General features: G+C 70.7%; 17 protein-coding genes and 1 pseudogene. 7 read left to right on the top strand and 11 right to left on the bottom strand.

The window, feature by feature from the left end; all coding sequences use genetic code 11:
• Positions 1–32: 32 nt before the first annotated feature.
• The 3 genes from NGJ44_RS19790 to NGJ44_RS19780 all read right to left on the bottom strand — a co-directional run bounded on the left by NGJ44_RS19790 (position 33) and on the right by NGJ44_RS19780 (position 2,024).
• Complete coding sequence (locus NGJ44_RS19790) at positions 33–653, bottom strand: hypothetical protein (protein WP_251865333.1); 621 nt, start codon at positions 651–653, stop codon at positions 33–35.
• On the bottom strand, positions 650–1,048 hold the full coding sequence (locus NGJ44_RS19785) for a hypothetical protein (protein WP_251865331.1): 399 nt from the start codon (positions 1,046–1,048) through the stop codon (positions 650–652). Before NGJ44_RS19785 ends, NGJ44_RS19790 begins: the two co-directional genes overlap by 4 nt.
• A gap of 82 nt (positions 1,049–1,130) precedes the next feature.
• Positions 1,131–2,024, bottom strand: coding sequence for a LysR family transcriptional regulator (locus tag NGJ44_RS19780; RefSeq protein ID WP_251865330.1), 894 nt, complete (start codon positions 2,022–2,024; stop codon positions 1,131–1,133).
• 108 nt (positions 2,025–2,132) lie between these two features.
• Here NGJ44_RS19780 and NGJ44_RS19775 point away from each other — a divergent pair, with 108 nt between their 5' ends.
• Complete coding sequence (locus tag NGJ44_RS19775; protein WP_053246434.1) at positions 2,133–3,119, top strand: TerC family protein; 987 nt, start codon at positions 2,133–2,135, stop codon at positions 3,117–3,119.
• Between the two features lie 30 nt (positions 3,120–3,149).
• Here the strand turns inward: NGJ44_RS19775 and NGJ44_RS19770 are convergent, their stop codons facing one another.
• A complete protein-coding gene (locus NGJ44_RS19770) occupies positions 3,150–3,506 on the bottom strand; it encodes a protealysin inhibitor emfourin (RefSeq protein WP_251865329.1) in 357 nt (118 codons plus the stop codon).
• Positions 3,503–4,570 (bottom strand): M4 family metallopeptidase, encoded by a 1,068-nt coding sequence (locus NGJ44_RS19765; RefSeq protein ID WP_251865328.1) that lies wholly within the window; start codon positions 4,568–4,570, stop codon positions 3,503–3,505. The genes NGJ44_RS19770 and NGJ44_RS19765 overlap by 4 nt, the downstream gene beginning before the upstream one ends.
• A 250-nt stretch (positions 4,571–4,820) precedes the next feature.
• On the opposite strand from NGJ44_RS19765, the gene NGJ44_RS19760 reads away from it, so the two are divergent.
• The 3 genes from NGJ44_RS19760 to NGJ44_RS19750 all read left to right on the top strand — a co-directional run bounded on the left by NGJ44_RS19760 (position 4,821) and on the right by NGJ44_RS19750 (position 6,494).
• Entirely contained in the window at positions 4,821–5,063 is a 243-nt protein-coding gene (locus NGJ44_RS19760; RefSeq protein WP_251865327.1) for a hypothetical protein, read from the top strand.
• Between the two features lie 128 nt (positions 5,064–5,191).
• Complete coding sequence (locus NGJ44_RS19755) at positions 5,192–5,881, top strand: HAD family hydrolase (protein ID WP_251865326.1); 690 nt, start codon at positions 5,192–5,194, stop codon at positions 5,879–5,881.
• 79 nt (positions 5,882–5,960) lie between these two features.
• Complete coding sequence (locus NGJ44_RS19750) at positions 5,961–6,494, top strand: MgtC/SapB family protein (RefSeq protein ID WP_251865325.1); 534 nt, start codon at positions 5,961–5,963, stop codon at positions 6,492–6,494.
• A gap of 31 nt (positions 6,495–6,525) precedes the next feature.
• Here the strand turns inward: NGJ44_RS19750 and alkB are convergent, their stop codons facing one another.
• Positions 6,526–7,125, bottom strand: coding sequence for a DNA oxidative demethylase AlkB (alkB, locus tag NGJ44_RS19745; protein WP_251865357.1), 600 nt, complete (start codon positions 7,123–7,125; stop codon positions 6,526–6,528).
• Positions 7,126–7,294: 169 nt separating this feature from the next.
• Positions 7,295–8,842: a phospholipase D family protein gene (locus NGJ44_RS19740; RefSeq protein WP_251865324.1), complete on the bottom strand. Its 1,548-nt coding sequence runs from the start codon at positions 8,840–8,842 to the stop codon at positions 7,295–7,297.
• A gap of 186 nt (positions 8,843–9,028) precedes the next feature.
• Between NGJ44_RS19740 and NGJ44_RS19735 the strand changes: the two genes are divergently transcribed.
• Together NGJ44_RS19735 and NGJ44_RS19730 are read left to right on the top strand one after the other, a co-directional pair.
• Positions 9,029–9,841 carry an SDR family NAD(P)-dependent oxidoreductase gene (locus NGJ44_RS19735; protein WP_251865323.1) on the top strand — a complete coding sequence of 271 codons (813 nt, stop codon included), beginning with the start codon at positions 9,029–9,031 and terminating at the stop codon, positions 9,839–9,841.
• A 201-nt stretch (positions 9,842–10,042) separates the two neighbouring features.
• Complete coding sequence (locus NGJ44_RS19730; RefSeq protein ID WP_251865322.1) at positions 10,043–11,467, top strand: DUF1254 domain-containing protein; 1,425 nt, start codon at positions 10,043–10,045, stop codon at positions 11,465–11,467.
• A gap of 3 nt (positions 11,468–11,470) precedes the next feature.
• On the opposite strand, the gene NGJ44_RS19725 is transcribed toward NGJ44_RS19730, so the two are convergent.
• From NGJ44_RS19725 to NGJ44_RS19710, 4 genes are all read right to left on the bottom strand, one after another.
• A complete protein-coding gene (locus tag NGJ44_RS19725; protein WP_251865321.1) occupies positions 11,471–12,190 on the bottom strand; it encodes a B3/B4 domain-containing protein in 720 nt (239 codons plus the stop codon).
• A gap of 13 nt (positions 12,191–12,203) precedes the next feature.
• The gene (locus NGJ44_RS19720; protein ID WP_251865320.1) at positions 12,204–12,446 is read right to left on the bottom strand and encodes a hypothetical protein; all 243 of its coding nucleotides are present in this window, start codon (positions 12,444–12,446) and stop codon (positions 12,204–12,206) included.
• A complete protein-coding gene (locus tag NGJ44_RS19715; RefSeq protein ID WP_053246207.1) occupies positions 12,443–15,169 on the bottom strand; it encodes a cation-transporting P-type ATPase in 2,727 nt (908 codons plus the stop codon). The genes NGJ44_RS19720 and NGJ44_RS19715 overlap by 4 nt, the downstream gene beginning before the upstream one ends.
• Positions 15,170–15,258: 89 nt before the next feature.
• Positions 15,259–16,221 carry a LysR substrate-binding domain-containing protein gene (locus NGJ44_RS19710; RefSeq protein WP_053246206.1) on the bottom strand — a complete coding sequence of 321 codons (963 nt, stop codon included), beginning with the start codon at positions 16,219–16,221 and terminating at the stop codon, positions 15,259–15,261.
• A gap of 106 nt (positions 16,222–16,327) precedes the next feature.
• On the opposite strand from NGJ44_RS19710, the pseudogene NGJ44_RS19705 reads away from it, so the two are divergent.
• Positions 16,328–16,549: pseudogene (locus NGJ44_RS19705) on the top strand (hypothetical protein); the annotation flags it as partial.

The raw sequence follows: 16,549 nt of genomic DNA, 5'->3' as shown, positions 1-16,549 counted from the left end.
AATCCAGGCCGGGCGCCCGTTGTCCGCCGCGTTCAGCGCCGGGGCGCCGGCGCGGGCTGCCCGCAGGCGGGCAGGGCGGCGATGCGCGACGGCGACCGGCCCGCTTCCGGGCGGGACTGCGGCTTGGCGCGCGCCGGATAGAAAATCAGCACCGAGGCGCCATGGGCGAGCACGGGCTGCTGCGTCGAGGGATAGGCCACCGTCCAGCCGCGCACGGCCAGGGGCGCCAGCGTATACAGCACGCCGGGGCCGGGGTTGCCCGGCGTTACGTGGGCCACCCTGCCGGCATAGATATCTTCTTCGGCGGCTTGCGCGCCTTGCCGCTGCACGTAGGTGCGCAGGCTGACGAGCGCGGCCGATTCGCCTCGGCGCGCCAGGATCGCGGTCTGGTAGCGGCCAGGGGGAATGGCGGGCAGTTGCACGGAAATCGTGTTGGTGCCGTGCGCGCTGGCGTTCGGCCGCACGCCAGCGACTTCCACCCGCGCGATCGTGTCCTTGCCCACGTTGCGCACGCGCACGCTGTATTCGCCGGAGGGGCCTGCCAGGGTGCAGGCTTCCACGCTGGCGGATGAGGCGGCGAGCGCGCCGCCGGGCGCGGCGGCCAGCAGCGCCGCGGCGGCCAGGGCGGGCAGGGTGTGCGGGCGCGCCGTCATGGCGTTACCTGCCGGTTGGCGGAGGCCGCGGCGTTGCGGCCGGCGAGCCAGTGCAGGACCAGGGCCAGGACCAGCAGGCAGGCCATGACCAGCCCCCAGAAGAGCCAGGCCAGGGCCGTCAGCCAGGGCGCCAGGCTGGCGGCGGCGGGCAGCAGGTGGTTGAGGGTTTGCGCCGCATACAGCATGGCGGCCTGCAAGGAGTGCATGAATTCCGGCGAGAGCCAGCCGGACGCCTCGGGCGGCACGCCCCAGGCTGGGCCGGCCAGCGCGGCGTCGGGCACCCGGGCGTCGGCCACGGCGGCGAGCGCCCACTGGGTGAGCCGGGTGGCTAGCACGATCAGCCCGGTCCAGAGCGCCGCGAGCACGGCAAAGACGATCCAGACGATTTTCTTCATGGCATGCAGCGTGGAGGTTCCGCGAGGAACCAAGCATATGCCAATTGGCGGGCCGTGTCAGACGGGACGGCCGCGGGCATGCTCAGGCATAGGCCGAGGCGCGCGCGGCGGCCACCAGGGCCTGGACCAGCGGATGGCGCTGTCCGCGCCGGTTGCGGATAGCGTGAATTTCCTCGTGCACGGCATCGCTGCGCGCCAGCAGGCGCAAGCCGCGCAGCAGGCCCACGTCGCCGCCGCCCAGGCGGCTGATGGGAAACACGCCCAACCCGCGCGCGGCGAACACCGACATGAGGGCGCTGTCCTCGAACTCTCCCACCACATTGGGCCGCACCCCCAGCTCGGCGAACCAGCGGTCCAGCGTTTGCCGCAGCACCGAGTGGCCGGTGGGCAGCAGCACCGGCAGCCATTCCAGGCTGGCGGGAAATTCGCGGACCGCGGCCTTGCGCACCAGCGCCGCGGGGCCGTGCCAGTCCACCGGAGAGGAGGCGAGGCGGTCGCTGACGAGCCGCAGATTGGGGTTGGCCGGCGCGCTCGCGCCGGCCAGCACGAGATCGAGGTGGTGCAGGGCGAGTTCCCCCAGCAGTTCATCGAACTCGCCTTCGTGGCAGGTCAGGCGCAGGTCGGGCGTGTCCAGCACGGGGCCGAGCAGGGCATGCGCCGCCAGCTTGGAGATGCCGTCCGACAGGCCCACCGCCAGCCGCATGACCGGCCGCGTGGCGGCCGCGCGCACCTCCTGCGGCAGCATCTGCCCGATTTGGAAGATTTCCTCGGCCCGTGCGAAGGCCGCCTGGCCCGCCTCCGTGAGCGTCACGCCGCGGCCGGCGGGCTTCAGGAGCTGGTGGCCCAGGCTTTTTTCCAGCTCGCGCACCTGGGCGCTGATGGTCTGGATGGCCATGTCCAGCCGGTGCGCCGCGCGCGAAAAGCCGCCTTCCTTGGCGACCAGCCAGAAATAGTACAGGTGGCGGTAATTGAGCATGGCATTCCAAAGCTTCGGTTTTTTCGAAGCTTAATTCAATTTCAGGCTGATTTATCCGAGCGGAATCCGTGCGCATCATGAGGCCTTTTCATTCAGGGGGAATTAGCCATGGATGCATTGATGGCGTTTTTCGGATCCGATTTCCTGGGCACGCCCGCCTGGAGCTGGCTGCTGTTCCTGGGCGTGGTCGTCTCGCTGCTGGCCTTCGACCTGGGCGTGCTGCACCGAGAAGAGCGCGAGATCGGCGTGCGCGAGAGCCTGCTGCTCTCGGCGGGCTACATCTGCGCGGCGCTGGTCTTCGGCGCCTGGGTCTGGTGGCAGATGGGCCCGGCCAGCGGCATGGCCTACTACACGGGCTTTCTGATCGAGAAGTCGCTCTCGCTGGACAACGTGTTCGTCATCGCGCTGATCTTTTCGTTCTTCGCCATTCCGCGCCGCTACCAGCACCGCGTGCTGTTCTGGGGCATCCTGGGCGTGATCGTGCTGCGCGCCGTCATGATCGGCCTGGGCGCGGCCCTGGTCAGCAATTTCGGCTGGCTGCTGTACGTGTTCGGCGCCTTCCTGGCCTTTACCGGCGTGAAGATGTGGATGATCGCGGACCAGGAGCCCGACATCGCGTCCAACCCCATCCTGAAATTCCTCAAGCGCCGCATGCGCGTCACCGAGGGGCTGCGCGGCAACGCGTTCTGGGTGCGCGAGCCCGATCCGTCCACCGGCCGTCCGGTGCGCTGGGCCACGCCGCTGCTGCTGGCGCTGGTGCTGATCGAATTCGTGGACCTGCTGTTCGCGGTGGATTCGGTGCCGGCCATTTTCGCCATCACCACCGATCCGTTCCTCGTGTACACCAGCAACATCTTCGCCATCCTGGGCCTGCGCGCGCTGTATTTCGCCCTGGCCGCGATGATCCATCGTTTCCACTACCTGAAGTATGCGCTGTCGCTGGTGCTGGTGTTTATCGGCGCGAAGATCTTCCTGGTGGGCTTCATCGGCAAGATCCCGCCCGCGGTGTCGCTGTCGGTCACGTTCGGGCTCATCGCCGGCGGCGTGCTGTTCTCGCTGTGGAAGACGCGCGACGGCGGGCTCAGGACACAGTGAGTCCCGGCGGCGCGGCGGGGCCGCGACGCTCTACTTTTCGTCGCCGCCCGCGCCTGGCCCGGGCGGCGCGTATTCGCGCCACAGCTTTACCAGCGTGGCGGGGGTCTGCTCTTCCGGCACGTCGAACTTGATCGACGCCAGCGCCGCGTCGCCGTAGATCACCTCGATGCGGAAGTAGCGCTGGTCGCCGCCGCGGGCATGGCTGCCCTCCTGCGCGGCATGCGGAGCGGCGTTGCGCACGGCGTCGCACACTTCTTCCCGCACGCCCGGCGGACAGGCGACCAGGTCGATGCTGCGCGGCGCGGACAGGGCGGGAATCGGAGCCAGGCCGCCCTCGCGCGACACGCGCACCAGCGAGGCCAGGTCCAGGGGGGGCAAGGAAATCATGTCGGCACTCCCACGGCCGCCCAAGCGCGGGCGACCGCCTGTTGCACCGCGGCGCCGTGACCCGCACCGGCCACGTCCACCGTCAGGCGCGCAAAAGCGCTGAAATCGGCATTCTTGTCCAGACGCCGGTCGCACAGCGTGTCGTACCAGACGCGGCCGGCCGAGGTCCAGGCGTGGCCGTCCAGCGCGGTGGCGGCCAGGTAGAACGCGCGGTTCGGAATGCCGGAATTGATGTGGACGCCGCCGTTGTCGTCCGTGGTTTCGACATAGCCGTCCATGTGGGCGGGCTGCGGATCCTTGCCCAGCGCGGGGTCGTCGTAGGCGGTGCCCGGTTCGGCCATGGAGCGCAGTGCGCGCGCCTTCACCCTGGAGGTAAAGAGCCCGGCGCCGATGAGCCAGTCGGCCTGCCTGGCCGTCTGGCCCAGCGCATACTGCTTGACCATCGACCCGAAGACGTCGCACAGCGATTCGTTGAGGGCGCCCGACTGGCCCCGGTAGACCAGGGCCGCCTCGGCGTCGATGACCCCATGCGTGAGTTCGTGGCCGATGACGTCGGCAGCCAGCGTGAAGCGGTTAAAGACCACGCCGTCGCCGTCGCCGAACACCATCTGTGCGCCGTTCCAGAAGGCGTTGTCGTAGTCCTCGCCGTAGTGCACGCTGCCCACCAGCGGCAGGCCCTTGCCGTCGATGGAGTCGCGGCCATAGGCCTCGCGATAGAAACGGTAGGTGTCGCCCAGGTGGTCGTAGGCCTCGTCCACTGCCGCGTCGCCGGTGGGCGGCGCGCCCTCGGCGCGCGCCAGCTTGCCGGGCAGGGTGGTGCTGTTTCCGGCGTCGTGCACCGACCGGCGCGGCGTGCCCTCGGGCGCGGCCTGCTGCATCGCAACGGACGGACGCGGCGCTCCGGTCTGGTGCGCCCGCAATCCCACGTGCTGCTGGTCGATGATGAGCGTCTTGACCGCGGGCATGGACAGCCGCGAATCCGCGTGCCGCGCGAGGCGGTCGAGCAGATAGGGGGGGATCACGCCAAAGGGCGGCGAACACTCGGAGCGACGGGTCACAGGCATATCTCCACGAAGCGCCGGGCCGCGGCGGCGCCGGCCATGGATTTACGGTATCAGAGGCCGCGCGGAGCGGACGTAACAGTGTGCGAGGGTGTGTAGACGGCCGCGCGGGAACGCGGCGGCGCGCGGCCTTAGGGATAATCCTCTATCCGGATTGCGCGCCGGGGCGCATCTTGTCATCGAGGCCGTTTGCATGGATAAAGCCGCTGCGTGCGGGGTGGGCGCAAGGGCGGCGGCCTTGAAGGAGAAGCGCATGAAACAAAGGGACTGGGTTTCCGGCGACACCGCGCCGCAGCGGCATGGATACTACGAAACGCGCTTCGATACCGGCGACATTGCCGTAACGCTGTACAGCGCCCTGGGCTGGCTGCCGGCCAATGGGCAGGGGGCGGTAGTGGGGTGGCGCGCGCTGCCGCCGGCGCTGGAGCGCGAAGAGGCCGAGCGGCATCTGGAATCGCTGCGCTCCGCGCCGCCGCAGTGGGAGTCGGAGGAGTAGGGGCGCCGGCCTGCGCCGCGGCCGGCAGCGGCAGCCAGCCGGGCAGCCGCGCGGCGTCGCGGGCGGGGCCGAAGACGGCGCTGCAGTATGCTTGTGGCCTTCAGGCATGTTTTCGATATTCCCCCACGATGCGCGATTTTCCTTTTGACGCCGTGCTCTTCGACTGCGACGGCGTGCTGGTCGATTCCGAGCCCATTACCAACCGCGTGCTGGCCGAGATGCTCAACGAGCTGGGCTGGGCGGTCAGCCTGCAGGAAACCTTGCGCATTTTCACCGGAAAAGCCGTGCGCGACGAGCTGCCGCTCATCGAGAGCCGCACCGGCAAGCGCCCGGGGCCGGAATGGTTCGAGGCGTTCCGGGCGCGCCGCAATGCCGCGCTGGACCGCGAGCTGGTGGAAGTCCCTGGCGCCCCGCAGGCCGTGCGCGCCGTGCGCGAGGCGGCCGGCGGGCGCATCGCGGTGGCGTCCGGGGCCGATCTGCGCAAGGTCGGGCTGCAGCTGCGCAAAGTGGGCCTGGCCGAGTGTTTCGGCGCGCACGTATACAGCGGCCAGGACCTGCCGCGCAGCAAGCCGCATCCGGACGTGTATCTGGCCGCCGCGCGGGCGCTGGGCGCCGACCCGGCGCGCTGCGCGGTCGTCGAGGACACGGTGACGGGCGCCACGGCCGGCGTGGCCGCGGGCGCGACGGTGTTCGGCTACAGCCCCGACACCTGCGGACACAGCAGCGCGCGGGCGCTGCGCGAGGCGGGTGTGGCGCACGTGTTCCGCCACATGGACGAACTGCCCGGGCTGCTGGCGGGCTGGGGCGCCGGCCGCTGAGTCCGCGCCCGGGGCGCGCCGTGGCGGCGGCCCGGCCGGCTTGGTATGCTGGCCATACCCGTTTCCGAGGATGCGCCCCATGCAGGAAATCTGGCTGGAAATCTGGTCCGCCGCGCGCAGCGAATTCGCCGACATCCCGGACTGGGGCGAGGCGACCCGCATCGTGCTGCGCCTGGGCATGGCCGTGCTGCTGGGCGGCCTGCTGGGTTTCGAACGCGAGAGCAAGGGCAAGGCCGCCGGCCTGCGCACCCATATGCTGGTGGCCCTGGGGGCGGCGATTTTCGTGCTGGTGCCGCTGCAGGGCGGCATGCAGGTGGGCGACCTGAGCCGCGTGCTGCAGGGCGTCATCGCGGGCATCGGCTTTCTGGGCGCCGGGGCCATCATCAAGCTCGGCGGCGAGCGCGAGATCAAGGGCCTCACCACCTCGGCCAGCATCTGGATGACGGCGGCCATCGGCGTGGCGGCGGGCATGGGCCGCGAGGCCACGGCCGTCGCCAGCACGCTCATCGCGCTGTTTGTGCTGGCCGTGCTGCGGCGCGCCGAGATGCGCATCGGGACGCACGGCGAGCCGCGCGCGACGGACGGCGCGGACGGCGGGCGCAAGCGGCCCTAGCGTGCGCCGGCCAGTCGGGGGCGTGCCCGGCTCAGCCCGCCTTGCGCAGTGTGAAGTTGATGCGACGGCTGCCCAGCACCGGATGCGGCCTGTCCTTGACCGGGAGCACGCCGTGATAGCGCAGGCGGTCCACGCCGCCCCAGACCGCCACGTCGCCATGAAACAGGGGATGCCGCTGCGCGGGGTCGGTCCGGGCATGGCCTCCGAACAGGAATACCGCCGCCATGCCCAGCGATACGGACACGATGGGCGCGTCCATGTCGCGCTCGTTGCGGTCCTGGTGCAGGCTCAGGCGGGAGCCGGGTTCGTAACGGTTGAGCGGGCAGGCGTCCGGTTCGAAGCCGGCGAAGCCGGCCCGTTGCGCCGCCAGGCGCGCCAGCTCGGCGAAGGCGGCCGGCATGGCAGGCCAGGGGTTGCCGGACAACGGATCGGTGCGCGTGTAGCGGTAGCCGTGTTCGTCCGACGTCCAGCCCAGCGCGCCGCAATTGGTGAGCGCCACCGACATGCGCCGGCCGCCGGGCGTGAGCATATGCCGCAACGGGGCCTGCCGCAGCACCTCGTCCACGCCGCGCAGCAGCGCGTCCGTCACGGGCAGCGCCAGGCCGCGCAGGATCCAGGCCTGCCTGCCCATGCGCGTTTGCGCGCCGGGCGCGGCGCCGCCGGGGGCGTCGAGCGAGCCGAACAGTTCGAGATTGGCGGAGGGGCCTGCGGGCATGGCGCGGAAAAGGCGAGGGCAGCCGGAATCGCCAGTCTACGCCGGGACGGGCGCGCCCGCGCTCCGGAATTTGCGCGGCCGAGGGTCAGAGCAGCGATTCCACCGGCAGCAGCGAAACGAACCAGACGATGAAGCGCTGCCAGACCGTGGTGCCGGGTTCGGTGTCGTGGCGGATGGCGGTGCCGTCCGGCAGGGGTTCCCGCCAGTACAGCGAGCCCCGTTCGTCCAGGCAGACGCGGTACGCGGCCGCCGGAATGTCGTTCTCGAAAGCGTGGTCGATGCGCCGCGCCAGCGCGGGACTGTCGATCACGAAGCCCAGCTCGGTATTGAAGCGGGCCGAACGCGGATCGAAATTGAAAGATCCGACGAAGACGCGCTGGCTGTCCACGGCAAAGGTCTTGGCGTGCAGGCTGGAGCCCGAGCTGCCGAAGGGGCCGGGGCCGGAGGCGCTTTCGCCCTGGGCATTGCCCTTCATTTCGTACAGCTCCACGCCCGCGCGCAGCAGTTCTTCGCGGCGGCGCGCATATCCCGAATGCACGACGGCCACGTCGGTGGCTTCCAGCGCGTTGGTGAGGATGCGTATGCGCACGCCGTCGCGGGCCAGGCGGGCGAAGCTCGCCGTGCCGGAGGCCGTGGGCACGAAATACGGCGACACCAGCTCCAGCACCGTGCGCGGCGTGCCGACGATGTCGTGCAGCTGGTGCGGCAGCATGGCCTGCGCCGGCGCGGCGCCCAGCGTCTTGCGCGGATCGTCGCTCACCATGCGCGTCCTGGCCCATTCCAGCGGCAGTTCGCCGCGCAGCAGCTGATGGATGAAAGGCAGCTCGCGCAGCGCGCGCGCATAGCCGGCCGCCTCGGGCGAGCGCTCGATGCGGTGCGCGTCGCTTTCGAGCGCATCGAGCGCGCCGGCCGGCGCGGCGCGCGAGACGATGCGGTCCAGCGGATAGGCCGAGTCGCTGGCCCAGTAGCGGTCGAAGTCGGAAGATACGTCGCCGACGACGGCGCCGATGGCCAGCACGTCCAGGTCGGTGAACTGCACGCCGCTGGCGGCGCCGAAATATTCGTCGCCTACGTTGCGCCCGCCGATGATGGTGGCCCGGTTGTCCGCCGTGAACGATTTGTTGTGCATGCGGCGGTTCAGGCGCGGGAAGTCGGCCAGAAATCCCAGCGCCTTGGGCCGGCGCAGCACGAAGGGGTTGTAGAGCCGCACCTCGATGTTGGGGTGCGCCTCCAGCGCGGCCAGCCTGTCGTCCAGGCCGTTCGTGCCGTTGTCGTCGAGCAGCAGGCGCACGCGCACGCCGCGGTCGGCGGCTTCGTGCAGGGCCTCCAGCAGCAGGGTGCCCGTCATGTCGCCGCGCCAGATGTAGTACTGCACGTCCAGGCTGCGGCGGGCCGCCTGCGCCAGCAGCATGCGCGCGGCAAAGGCTTCGCGCGGGTCGGACAGCGCCAGGATGCCCGACTCGCCCGGGTGCGCGCCGGTCTGGGGCGCGACGGCCTGGCCCAGGGGCGTGGCGGCGGCCTGGTCGTCGGAGAGCGCCTGCGACACGCTGCGGTTCTCCAGGGACGGCAGGGCGCAGCCGCCCAGCAGGGCGGCGCAGAGCAGGGCGGTCAGGACGCGCGGGGCCATATGCATGCGGGGTATTGTGCCACCGGGCCGGCCGGCGTTGGCGCGATCCCGGCGTCAGGGCGCGATGCCATCGCGCAGGAATAGGCAGGTTTTCGGCAAGAACGGAACTGTCGCGCGGGGCCGCGGCTTTCTAAGATGCACCCTGTTGCCGCGCGGCGCGTCGCCGCCGGCCGAGCAAGGGAAGGGATTCGCATGCAAACCGAAAAAACCTGGTTCGTGACGCATGCCGGCGCAGGCCTGGGCCTGGCGCTGGCGCGGCGCCTGCTGGCCGAAGGCCACAGAGTGGCGGCCGCCGCCGAGGACTGCGATGCATTGATAGACGCGGTGGGCGCGCCGCTGGAAGGACGCTTTCTGCCGCTGGCGCTGAACCTCGCCAGCCAGCGCGAGGTGCGCAGGGCGGCGTCCACCGCGCTGGCGGCCTTCGGGCGCGTGGACGTGCTGGTCAACTGCGGCGGCGCCGGGCCGCGCGGCACGCTGGAGGAACTGGACGACGCGCAGGTGCGCCGCGCCTTTGACGACAACGTGTTCGGCATGCTGAACGTGCTGCGCGTCTTTCTGCCGCAGCTGCGCCTGCAGGGCGCGGGGCATGTGTTCAACGTGTCCTCCGTGCTGGGATTCGACGGCGAGGCGGCGGGCTGGGGCGCGCACAGCGCGGGCAAGTTCGCCGCCAGCGGCCTGACCGAGGCGCTGGCCGCGGAAACCGAGGGCAGCGGCATCCGCGTCACGCTGGTCTACCCGGGCGCGCTGGACGGCGAGGCGCCCGAGAACCAGGCCGCATCCTGCGTACGGGCACGGGCGGGCCGGCCGTCGGGCGATGTGGACAAGGCCGCGGCCATTCTCATCCAGGCCGCGCAGGCGCAGCATGCGCCGCGGCATCTGTTCCTGGGGCGCGATGCGTTCGACCAGGCCCGCGGCAAGATCCACGCGCTGCAACAGGAGCTGGCGCGCTGGCGCGAGATGTCGATCGCGGTGGGACGCGACGATCTGCGGCGGCTGGCGGCCTGAGGAGGGCGGGGCGGGCCGTTGTATGCTCTTTGCACCGGACCCGGGGCGGGCGCCTTTTGCCCAGGCCGAAGGCGCCCGCCCCGGGGTCCGCTCGCAACGAGAGGAGCGCCCATGCCTGCACGCCGCGCAATCGCCTTCCGCGGGTTCGCCCGCCGCGGGTCCGCCCGCCGCGGGTCCGCCCGCTGGATGTTTGTCCGCCGGATGTTCGTCCTGGCCGTGGCGCCGATATTGCTGGCCGCGTGCGCCGTCCCGTCCGCCCCGCCGGCCGAGGACGGGCCGCCGCCGCCGATCCAGGCCGACGCCGCGCAGGCCCGCGCGCTGGCGCGCGAGGCCTATTTGCGCGGCGTGCCCATGCTGGCCGCCTACCAGATGCTATACGGCAACGCCTTGCAGAACGGCGGGCCGCTCTACAAAGGGCCGCTGAACACGCTGCAGAGCAGCGCCCGCGTATACGGCCCGGACGACCCGGCGTTCGTCTCGCCGAATGCGGACACGCCCTACACCTATGCGGCGCTCGACCTGCGGCGCGAGCCGCTGGTGCTGACCGTGCCGCCCGTGGACCGCCGGCGCTACTACGCTTTTCAGTTCACCGATCTGTACGGCTACAACTTCGCCTACGTCGGCACGCGCGCCACGGGCGGCAGGGCGGGGCGCTATCTCATCGCCGGGCCGGGCTGGAAAGGCAAGGCCCCGCGAGGCATCAGTAAGGTGCTGCGGTCCGAAACCGACCTGGTCAATGTGGTGGGGCGCACGCAGCTTCTGAACCCCGCCGACCTGCGCAACGTCGTGCGCATCCAGGAGAAGTACGGGTTGCAGCCCCTGTCGGCCTATCTGGGCCGGCCCGCGCCGCCGGCTCCGCCCGCGCCCGACTGGATGACGCCGCTTTCGCTGCAGCAGGCGGCCCGCTCGTTGAAGTTCTTCGACGCGCTGGCGTTTCTGCTGCCTTTCGCGCCCGGCGGCGACGGGCAGGAGCCGCTGGCGCGCCGGCTGGCGCCGCTGGGGCTGGCGCCCGGCCGGCCCTACCATGCGGAGCGGCTGCCGCCGGCGCTGCAGGAGGCATTGCGCGCCGGCATGCACGACGGCCAGACGGCCATCGACACCGCGCGCGCCGAGCACGACGGCAGCCCGGGCGCGCTCTACGGCAGCCGCGAGGCGCTGGGCGGCGATCCGGCGCGGTTGGCCGCGGGCGCGCAGGCGGGCGCGGGAGGCGTCTCGCGCGAAGAGGCCATTTTCATGGCGCTCGACAAAGACAGCGCGGGCGCGCCGCTGGACGGCGGTTACCGCTATTCCCTGCATTTTCCGCGCGGCGGGCTGCCCCCCGTGAACGGGTTCTGGTCGATCACCATGTACGCATGGCCCAGCCAGCTCCTGGTGAAGAACGACATCAACCGCTATGTGATCAACAGCGAGATGTTGCCGCGCCTGAAGCGCGATGCCGACGGCGGCATCACGCTGTACGTGCAGCGCGTCTCGCCGGGCAAGGACCGGGTTTCGAACTGGCTGCCCGCCCCGGACGGCCCCTTCATGCTGGCCTTGCGGTATTACTGGCCCAAGCCGGCGCTGCTGCAGGGCAAATGGAAGCCGCCGCAACTGGTGCGCGAGGCATTGCGGGTCGTGGCTCCCTAGCGTTCACGCTTCCTGGGCGCCGCCCTGCAAGGCCACGGCGGGCGCCTGGGCGCTGAGCCGGGCACGCACCACGGGCGGCTGCCAGAGGCGGGCCAGCGCCGCGTGCAATTCGTCCAGCAGGCGGGCAATGTCGTCCGCGCCGCCCGCGTGCAGGCATTCGGCGACGATCAGCGCGTCGCGGGTGTCTTCGCGCACCGCCGAGACGGCGCTCTGGCGGTGCGTCCAGCGCCGCGCATGGGCGCGCCCCTGCGGGTCGGCGTAAATGATCTCTCCCGGCTCGGGCCGCTCCGGATCGCCGCCGAAACCCTGGTAGCTCTCGGTGCCGGCGGCGGGGCGGATTTCCAGGGGGAACGCCACGTGCCGCAGGTCCAGCACCGCGATGGGGATGGCGTAGGCGGCCGAGGCGGCGTTGCACAGCGTCACCAGCGGATGCAGCCGGGGCAGGTCGCCTTCCAGCCTCAGGCGGCGCAGCAGGGCTTCCGCCGCGCAGCGGTACTGCGTGGGTTTCATGCCCATGGCGGCATAGGCGCGCCGCCAGGCCTGGATCTCGGGAAAGGCGGATTCGCTGTTCTGCGCGAGGCGGCGGCGCGCCCGTTCGAGCGGGGGCTGCGCCTCGCATGCGGCGGCCCGGACGGGCGCGGACGTGATGCCGCGCACCTGCAACGCGCCGGCGGCCAGGGAAGGAAAAGACGTCCAGACTTCGGGGGTGTGTCGCAACAGCATGGCGCTCCTCGGTTCAGGGGGGGGCGGCGGGCCTGCGCGCCGCCCCGGCATGCCGGGGCAGGAATCCGCCCGAGGTCGGCGGCAGGGCGTCGCAGGCCAGTGCGTCGGTCCGTGCGGTGGCCCGGGCATAGAGCGACCGCACGTCCGCCGCCAGCCCGGGAAGGTCCAGCGCGGGATGCCCGAACGCGAAGCCGGACGCGGCCTGCTCGCCGGCGAGCGCGCAGGGCGGAAGGAAAAAGCGGCCCGGCGGGCTCATGTCGCGGCCAACCTCGAAAGGCGCCGCGCATGCCAGTGCCGCACGACGAATTTCTCGATCTCCACCAGCACGAAGACGACCGCCGCCACGGCCACGGTGAGGGCCCAGTAGGCGGGCGGCAGGGGCACGGTGCCGAAGATCTTGTTCATCCACGGCAGGTAGATCACGGCGCATTGCAGCAGGCCCAGCGCCACCGTCACCAGCCATAGCGCCTTGTTGCGGAACATGGACAGGGTGAGCGAAAAGCGCTCCTGGATGCGGCAGTTGAACAGGTACGTCCATTGCGAAGTGACCAGGGTCTGCAGGGTGACGGTGCGGATGAAGTCCGGGTCGCGGCCCGCGGCCGCCAGGCTTTTTTCGATGAGGAACGCGGAAATGGTGAACAGCAGGCCCACGAAGGCGATGCGCCACAGCGCGTAGCCGTCCAGGATGGATTTGTGCGGGTCGCGCGGCGGCCGGTGCATGCTGCCTGGCTCGCCGGGCTCGAACGCCAGCCCGAACGACAGCGTGGTGGACGTCGCCATGTTCATCCACAGGATCTGCAGCGGCGTGAGGGGCGCGAGCGCGCCCGCCAGCAGCGCGGCGATGACGATGAGGGCCTGGCCCAGGTTGGTGGGCAGGATGAAGAGAATGGTCTTGCGCAGGTTGTCGTAGACGCGGCGGCCTTCCCGCACCGCGTGGGCGATGGAGGCGAAGTTGTCGTCGGCCAGCACCATGTCGGCGGCCTCCTTGGTGACCTCGGTGCCTTTGATGCCCATGGCGATGCCCACGTCGGCCTGTTTGAGCGCCGGCGCGTCGTTGACGCCGTCGCCCGTCATGCCGGCCACTTCGCCCTGGCTCTGCAGCGCGCGCACGAGCCGCAGCTTGTGCTCGGGGCTGGTGCGGGCAAAGATGTCGTGGTCGCGCGCCAGCCGCGCCAGGGCCGCGTCGTCCACGCCCTGCAGCTGGGCGCCCGTGACGGCTTCGCCTGTGTGCTCCATGCCCAGCATGGCGCCGATGGCGAGCGCGGTTTCGGGGTGGTCGCCGGTGATCATCTTGACCTTGATGCCGGCCTGGCGGCAGTGGGCGATGGCCTGCACCGCCTCGGGCCGGGGCGGGTCCATGATGCCCGCCACGCCCAGCAGCACCAGCCCGTGCCGGATGTCGCCGTGGTCGAGCTCGTCCGCCCCGGGCTCGCCCTGGCGGTATGCCGCGGCCAGGGTGCGCAGGCCCTGGTGGGCGTATTCGCGCAGTCCGTGTTCCCAGTAATCGCGGCGCAGCGGCCGCGGGCCGGCCTCGCCCTGTTCGCGGTCGCACAGATCGAACAGCACGTCCGGCGCGCCCGTGACGAAGATCAGGGGCTCGCCCTGGTCTTCGGCGCGGCGCGCCATGTATTTGTAGGCCGAGTCGAAGGGAATCTTGCCCAGCCGTTTGACGTTTTCCAGGCTTTGGCCCGCCTTGGCCGCCAGCACCATCATCGCGCCTTCGGTGGGGCCGCCCACGATCCGCCAGCGGCCGTCTTCGTCCTGGCGGAGCTGGCTGTCGTTGCAGATGGCGGCGGCGCGCAGGAAGCGGCGCAGACATTCGTCGCGGGCCGCGTCCGCCGGCGCGCCGTCGGCCTCGCGCAGGATGCGGCCCTCGGGCCCGCAACTGTCGCCGGTGACCGCGTAGCTGCCCGAGGCCAGCAGCACGCGGGTGGCCGTCATTTCGTTCATGGTGAGCGTGCCCGTCTTGTCGGAGCACACGACGGTCATGGCGCCCAGCGTTTCCACGGTAGGCAGCTTGCGGATGATGGCGTTGTTGCGCGCCATGCGCTGCACCCCGAGCGAGAGGATGATGGAGATGATGGCCGGCAGCCCTTCCGGCACCGCCGACACCGCGATGCTGATGAGCGACATCAGCAGCTCGGGCAACGGCATCCCCAGCACGAAGCGGCCCGCCAGGAACAGCACGGCCACCAGCGCCACCACCAGTTGGAAGATGCGCCTGCCCAGTTGCTTCATCTGGCGCAGCAGCGGCGTCTGCAGCGCGCGCACGTCGCTCATCATGCGGTTGATGTGGCCGATCTCGGTATCCTGGCCCGTGGCCACCACCACGGCGCGCGCGTTGCCGGCGCTGACGTGGGTGCCGGAATACGCCAGGTTGCGCCGGTCGCCCAGCGGCGGCTCGCCGGGAATCGGGTCTTCGTGCTTGTCGACCACGGCCGATTCACCCGTCAGGATGGATTCCTCCACCCGCAGCCCGTGGGTGTCGAACAGGCGGGCATCGGCCGGAACCTTGTCGCCGGGCCGCAGGATGATGATGTCGCCCGGCACGAGCTCGGCGGCGTCGATCTCCGCCTTCTGGCCGTCGCGCACCACGCGCGCGTGGTTGGACAGCATGTTGCGTATGCCGTCCAGGGCGCGCTCGGCCTTGCTTTCCTGCACGTGGCCGATGATCGCGTTGGTGAGCGCCACGGCCAGGATCACCAGGCAGTCGAGCCAATGCTTCATGAAGGCGGTCAGCGCGGCGGCCGCCAGCAGGATGTAGATCAGGACATCGTTGAAATGGTCCAGGAAACGCAGCGCGGCGCTGCGGCGTTCGGGCGGAGGCAGGGCGTTGGGGCCGTAGGTTTCCTGGCGCCGCCGCACCTGATCGTGCGACAGTCCCGACCGGCTGCTGACCTGGGCCTCGAGCGCCTCGTCGACGGAAAGCCGGTGCCAGTGGGGGAAATCCTGTGGGCGCTGCATCCGAACCTGCGTCATCGTCCTGAGCCTCCTGATGGCCGGCGGCGCCGGAGGGGAAGCCGCGCGGGCGCGGCCCTTTTATTCTAGACGCTGAAACCGCCGCGCACTCAGCCGCGCGGGCCGCGGGTATAGATCTCGCGCAAGGCGTCGGCGAAAAGCGCGTCGGCCTCGCGCCGCAGGCCGTCGGCGCGGGTAAAGAGCGAAATGGGCGGCAGCGTCCAGTCCAGCGTGTAGGGCACGATGGCGGCGCCCGAGATGCGCACCAGCTCCTCGGCGATGTCGGCGGGCAGGATGGAGACGGCGCGGTCGGTGGCCACGATGAGTTCGCCGATGAGCTTGGAGGAGTCGGTCTGCACGGCGGGCGCGGGCGGCGCCAGCCCGGCGCGCAGGAAGATCTCGTTCACCTGTTCGCGGATGGGGCTGCCGGGCGTGCCGAGTATCCAGTCCAGGTCGGCCAGGCGGGTCCATGCGGGCCGTTCGCGCCCCAGCCGGGCCGCCAGGCGCCGGCTGGCGATCAGGCGCGGCTGCTGGCGGTACAGTACTTCCACCGCCACGTTTTCCAGGTCCGCCGAGGGCGCGGCCCAGCCCACCACGATGTCCAGCGTATGGTCGCGCAGTTGCGCGAGCAGGGCCGGGCCCAGGCCCTCGTGGATGGTCGCCGTGATGCGCCGCCCCCGCGGCAGCGTGCGGCCCAGGGCCTCGGAGAGCATCTGGCCCGAAACGAAGGGAATCGCGCCGATGCGCAGGTGCGCCGCGTGGCCCGAGGCCACCGCGTCCATTTCCTGCACGAGCTGGCCCAGGTCGTGCACCAGGGCGCGGGCGCGGTTGAGCACCACCTGGCCCAGGGCCGTGGGCCGCATGCCGCGCACCGAACGCGCGAAGAGCGGCACGCCGAAGGTGTTTTCCAGCTCGGCCAGCGCGTTGGTCACGGCGGGCTGGCTGGTCGCCATCTTTTCGGCCACCCGCGTCAGCGAGCCCTGCTGCTCGATGCTCAGCAGCAGCATCAGGTGGCGCATCTTGAGACGGGAGGTGAGCCGGTGCAGCGCTTCATCGGGGTCGAACGCGGTCATGACAGATCCATAAGGTGTTTCTTATGGAAGAATAGCAAAGACGAATAAATACATTATGTTTCCGGTCCTAGAATCTAGCCTCATCGACAACTCCGGAGGCTTTTCCATGAATTCCCAGACCGCCGATCGCCAGGCCGCGTTGGACTATCACCAGTACCCGGTGCCCGGCAAGGTGTCCGTCATGGCGTCCAAGCCGCTGGTCAACCAGCGCGACCTGGCGCTGGCGTACTCGCCGGGTGTGGCGGCGGCGTGCGAGGAGATCGTGTCGGACCCGTCGAACGTGTTTCGCTACACGGCGCGCGGCAATCTGGTGGGGGTGATCACCAAC

Origin of the sequence: Achromobacter sp. Marseille-Q4962, from assembly GCF_943737005.1 — a bacterium.
Taxonomy (GTDB): domain Bacteria; phylum Pseudomonadota; class Gammaproteobacteria; order Burkholderiales; family Burkholderiaceae_B; genus Achromobacter.
Note: the sequence above shows the minus strand (reverse complement) of the source record. Positions and strands in the feature narration are given on the sequence as shown.

Coding starts and splice junctions, on each gene's coding strand:
- NGJ44_RS19715 (WP_053246207.1), bottom strand. CDS start 15,169: ATGACGCAGGTTCGGATGCAGCGCCCACAGGATTTCCCCCACTGGCAC.
- NGJ44_RS19755 (WP_251865326.1), top strand. CDS start 5,192: ATGCGCGATTTTCCTTTTGACGCCGTGCTCTTCGACTGCGACGGCGTG.
- NGJ44_RS19775 (WP_053246434.1), top strand. CDS start 2,133: ATGGATGCATTGATGGCGTTTTTCGGATCCGATTTCCTGGGCACGCCC.
- NGJ44_RS19710 (WP_053246206.1), bottom strand. CDS start 16,221: ATGACCGCGTTCGACCCCGATGAAGCGCTGCACCGGCTCACCTCCCGT.
- NGJ44_RS19740 (WP_251865324.1), bottom strand. CDS start 8,842: ATGCATATGGCCCCGCGCGTCCTGACCGCCCTGCTCTGCGCCGCCCTG.
- NGJ44_RS19720 (WP_251865320.1), bottom strand. CDS start 12,446: ATGAGCCCGCCGGGCCGCTTTTTCCTTCCGCCCTGCGCGCTCGCCGGC.
- NGJ44_RS19735 (WP_251865323.1), top strand. CDS start 9,029: ATGCAAACCGAAAAAACCTGGTTCGTGACGCATGCCGGCGCAGGCCTG.
- NGJ44_RS19780 (WP_251865330.1), bottom strand. CDS start 2,024: ATGCTCAATTACCGCCACCTGTACTATTTCTGGCTGGTCGCCAAGGAA.
- NGJ44_RS19765 (WP_251865328.1), bottom strand. CDS start 4,570: ATGCCTGTGACCCGTCGCTCCGAGTGTTCGCCGCCCTTTGGCGTGATC.
- NGJ44_RS19730 (WP_251865322.1), top strand. CDS start 10,043: ATGTTCGTCCTGGCCGTGGCGCCGATATTGCTGGCCGCGTGCGCCGTC.
- NGJ44_RS19750 (WP_251865325.1), top strand. CDS start 5,961: ATGCAGGAAATCTGGCTGGAAATCTGGTCCGCCGCGCGCAGCGAATTC.
- NGJ44_RS19760 (WP_251865327.1), top strand. CDS start 4,821: ATGAAACAAAGGGACTGGGTTTCCGGCGACACCGCGCCGCAGCGGCAT.
- NGJ44_RS19725 (WP_251865321.1), bottom strand. CDS start 12,190: ATGCTGTTGCGACACACCCCCGAAGTCTGGACGTCTTTTCCTTCCCTG.
- NGJ44_RS19785 (WP_251865331.1), bottom strand. CDS start 1,048: ATGAAGAAAATCGTCTGGATCGTCTTTGCCGTGCTCGCGGCGCTCTGG.
- alkB (WP_251865357.1), bottom strand. CDS start 7,125: ATGGGCAGGCAGGCCTGGATCCTGCGCGGCCTGGCGCTGCCCGTGACG.
- NGJ44_RS19770 (WP_251865329.1), bottom strand. CDS start 3,506: ATGATTTCCTTGCCCCCCCTGGACCTGGCCTCGCTGGTGCGCGTGTCG.
- NGJ44_RS19790 (WP_251865333.1), bottom strand. CDS start 653: ATGACGGCGCGCCCGCACACCCTGCCCGCCCTGGCCGCCGCGGCGCTG.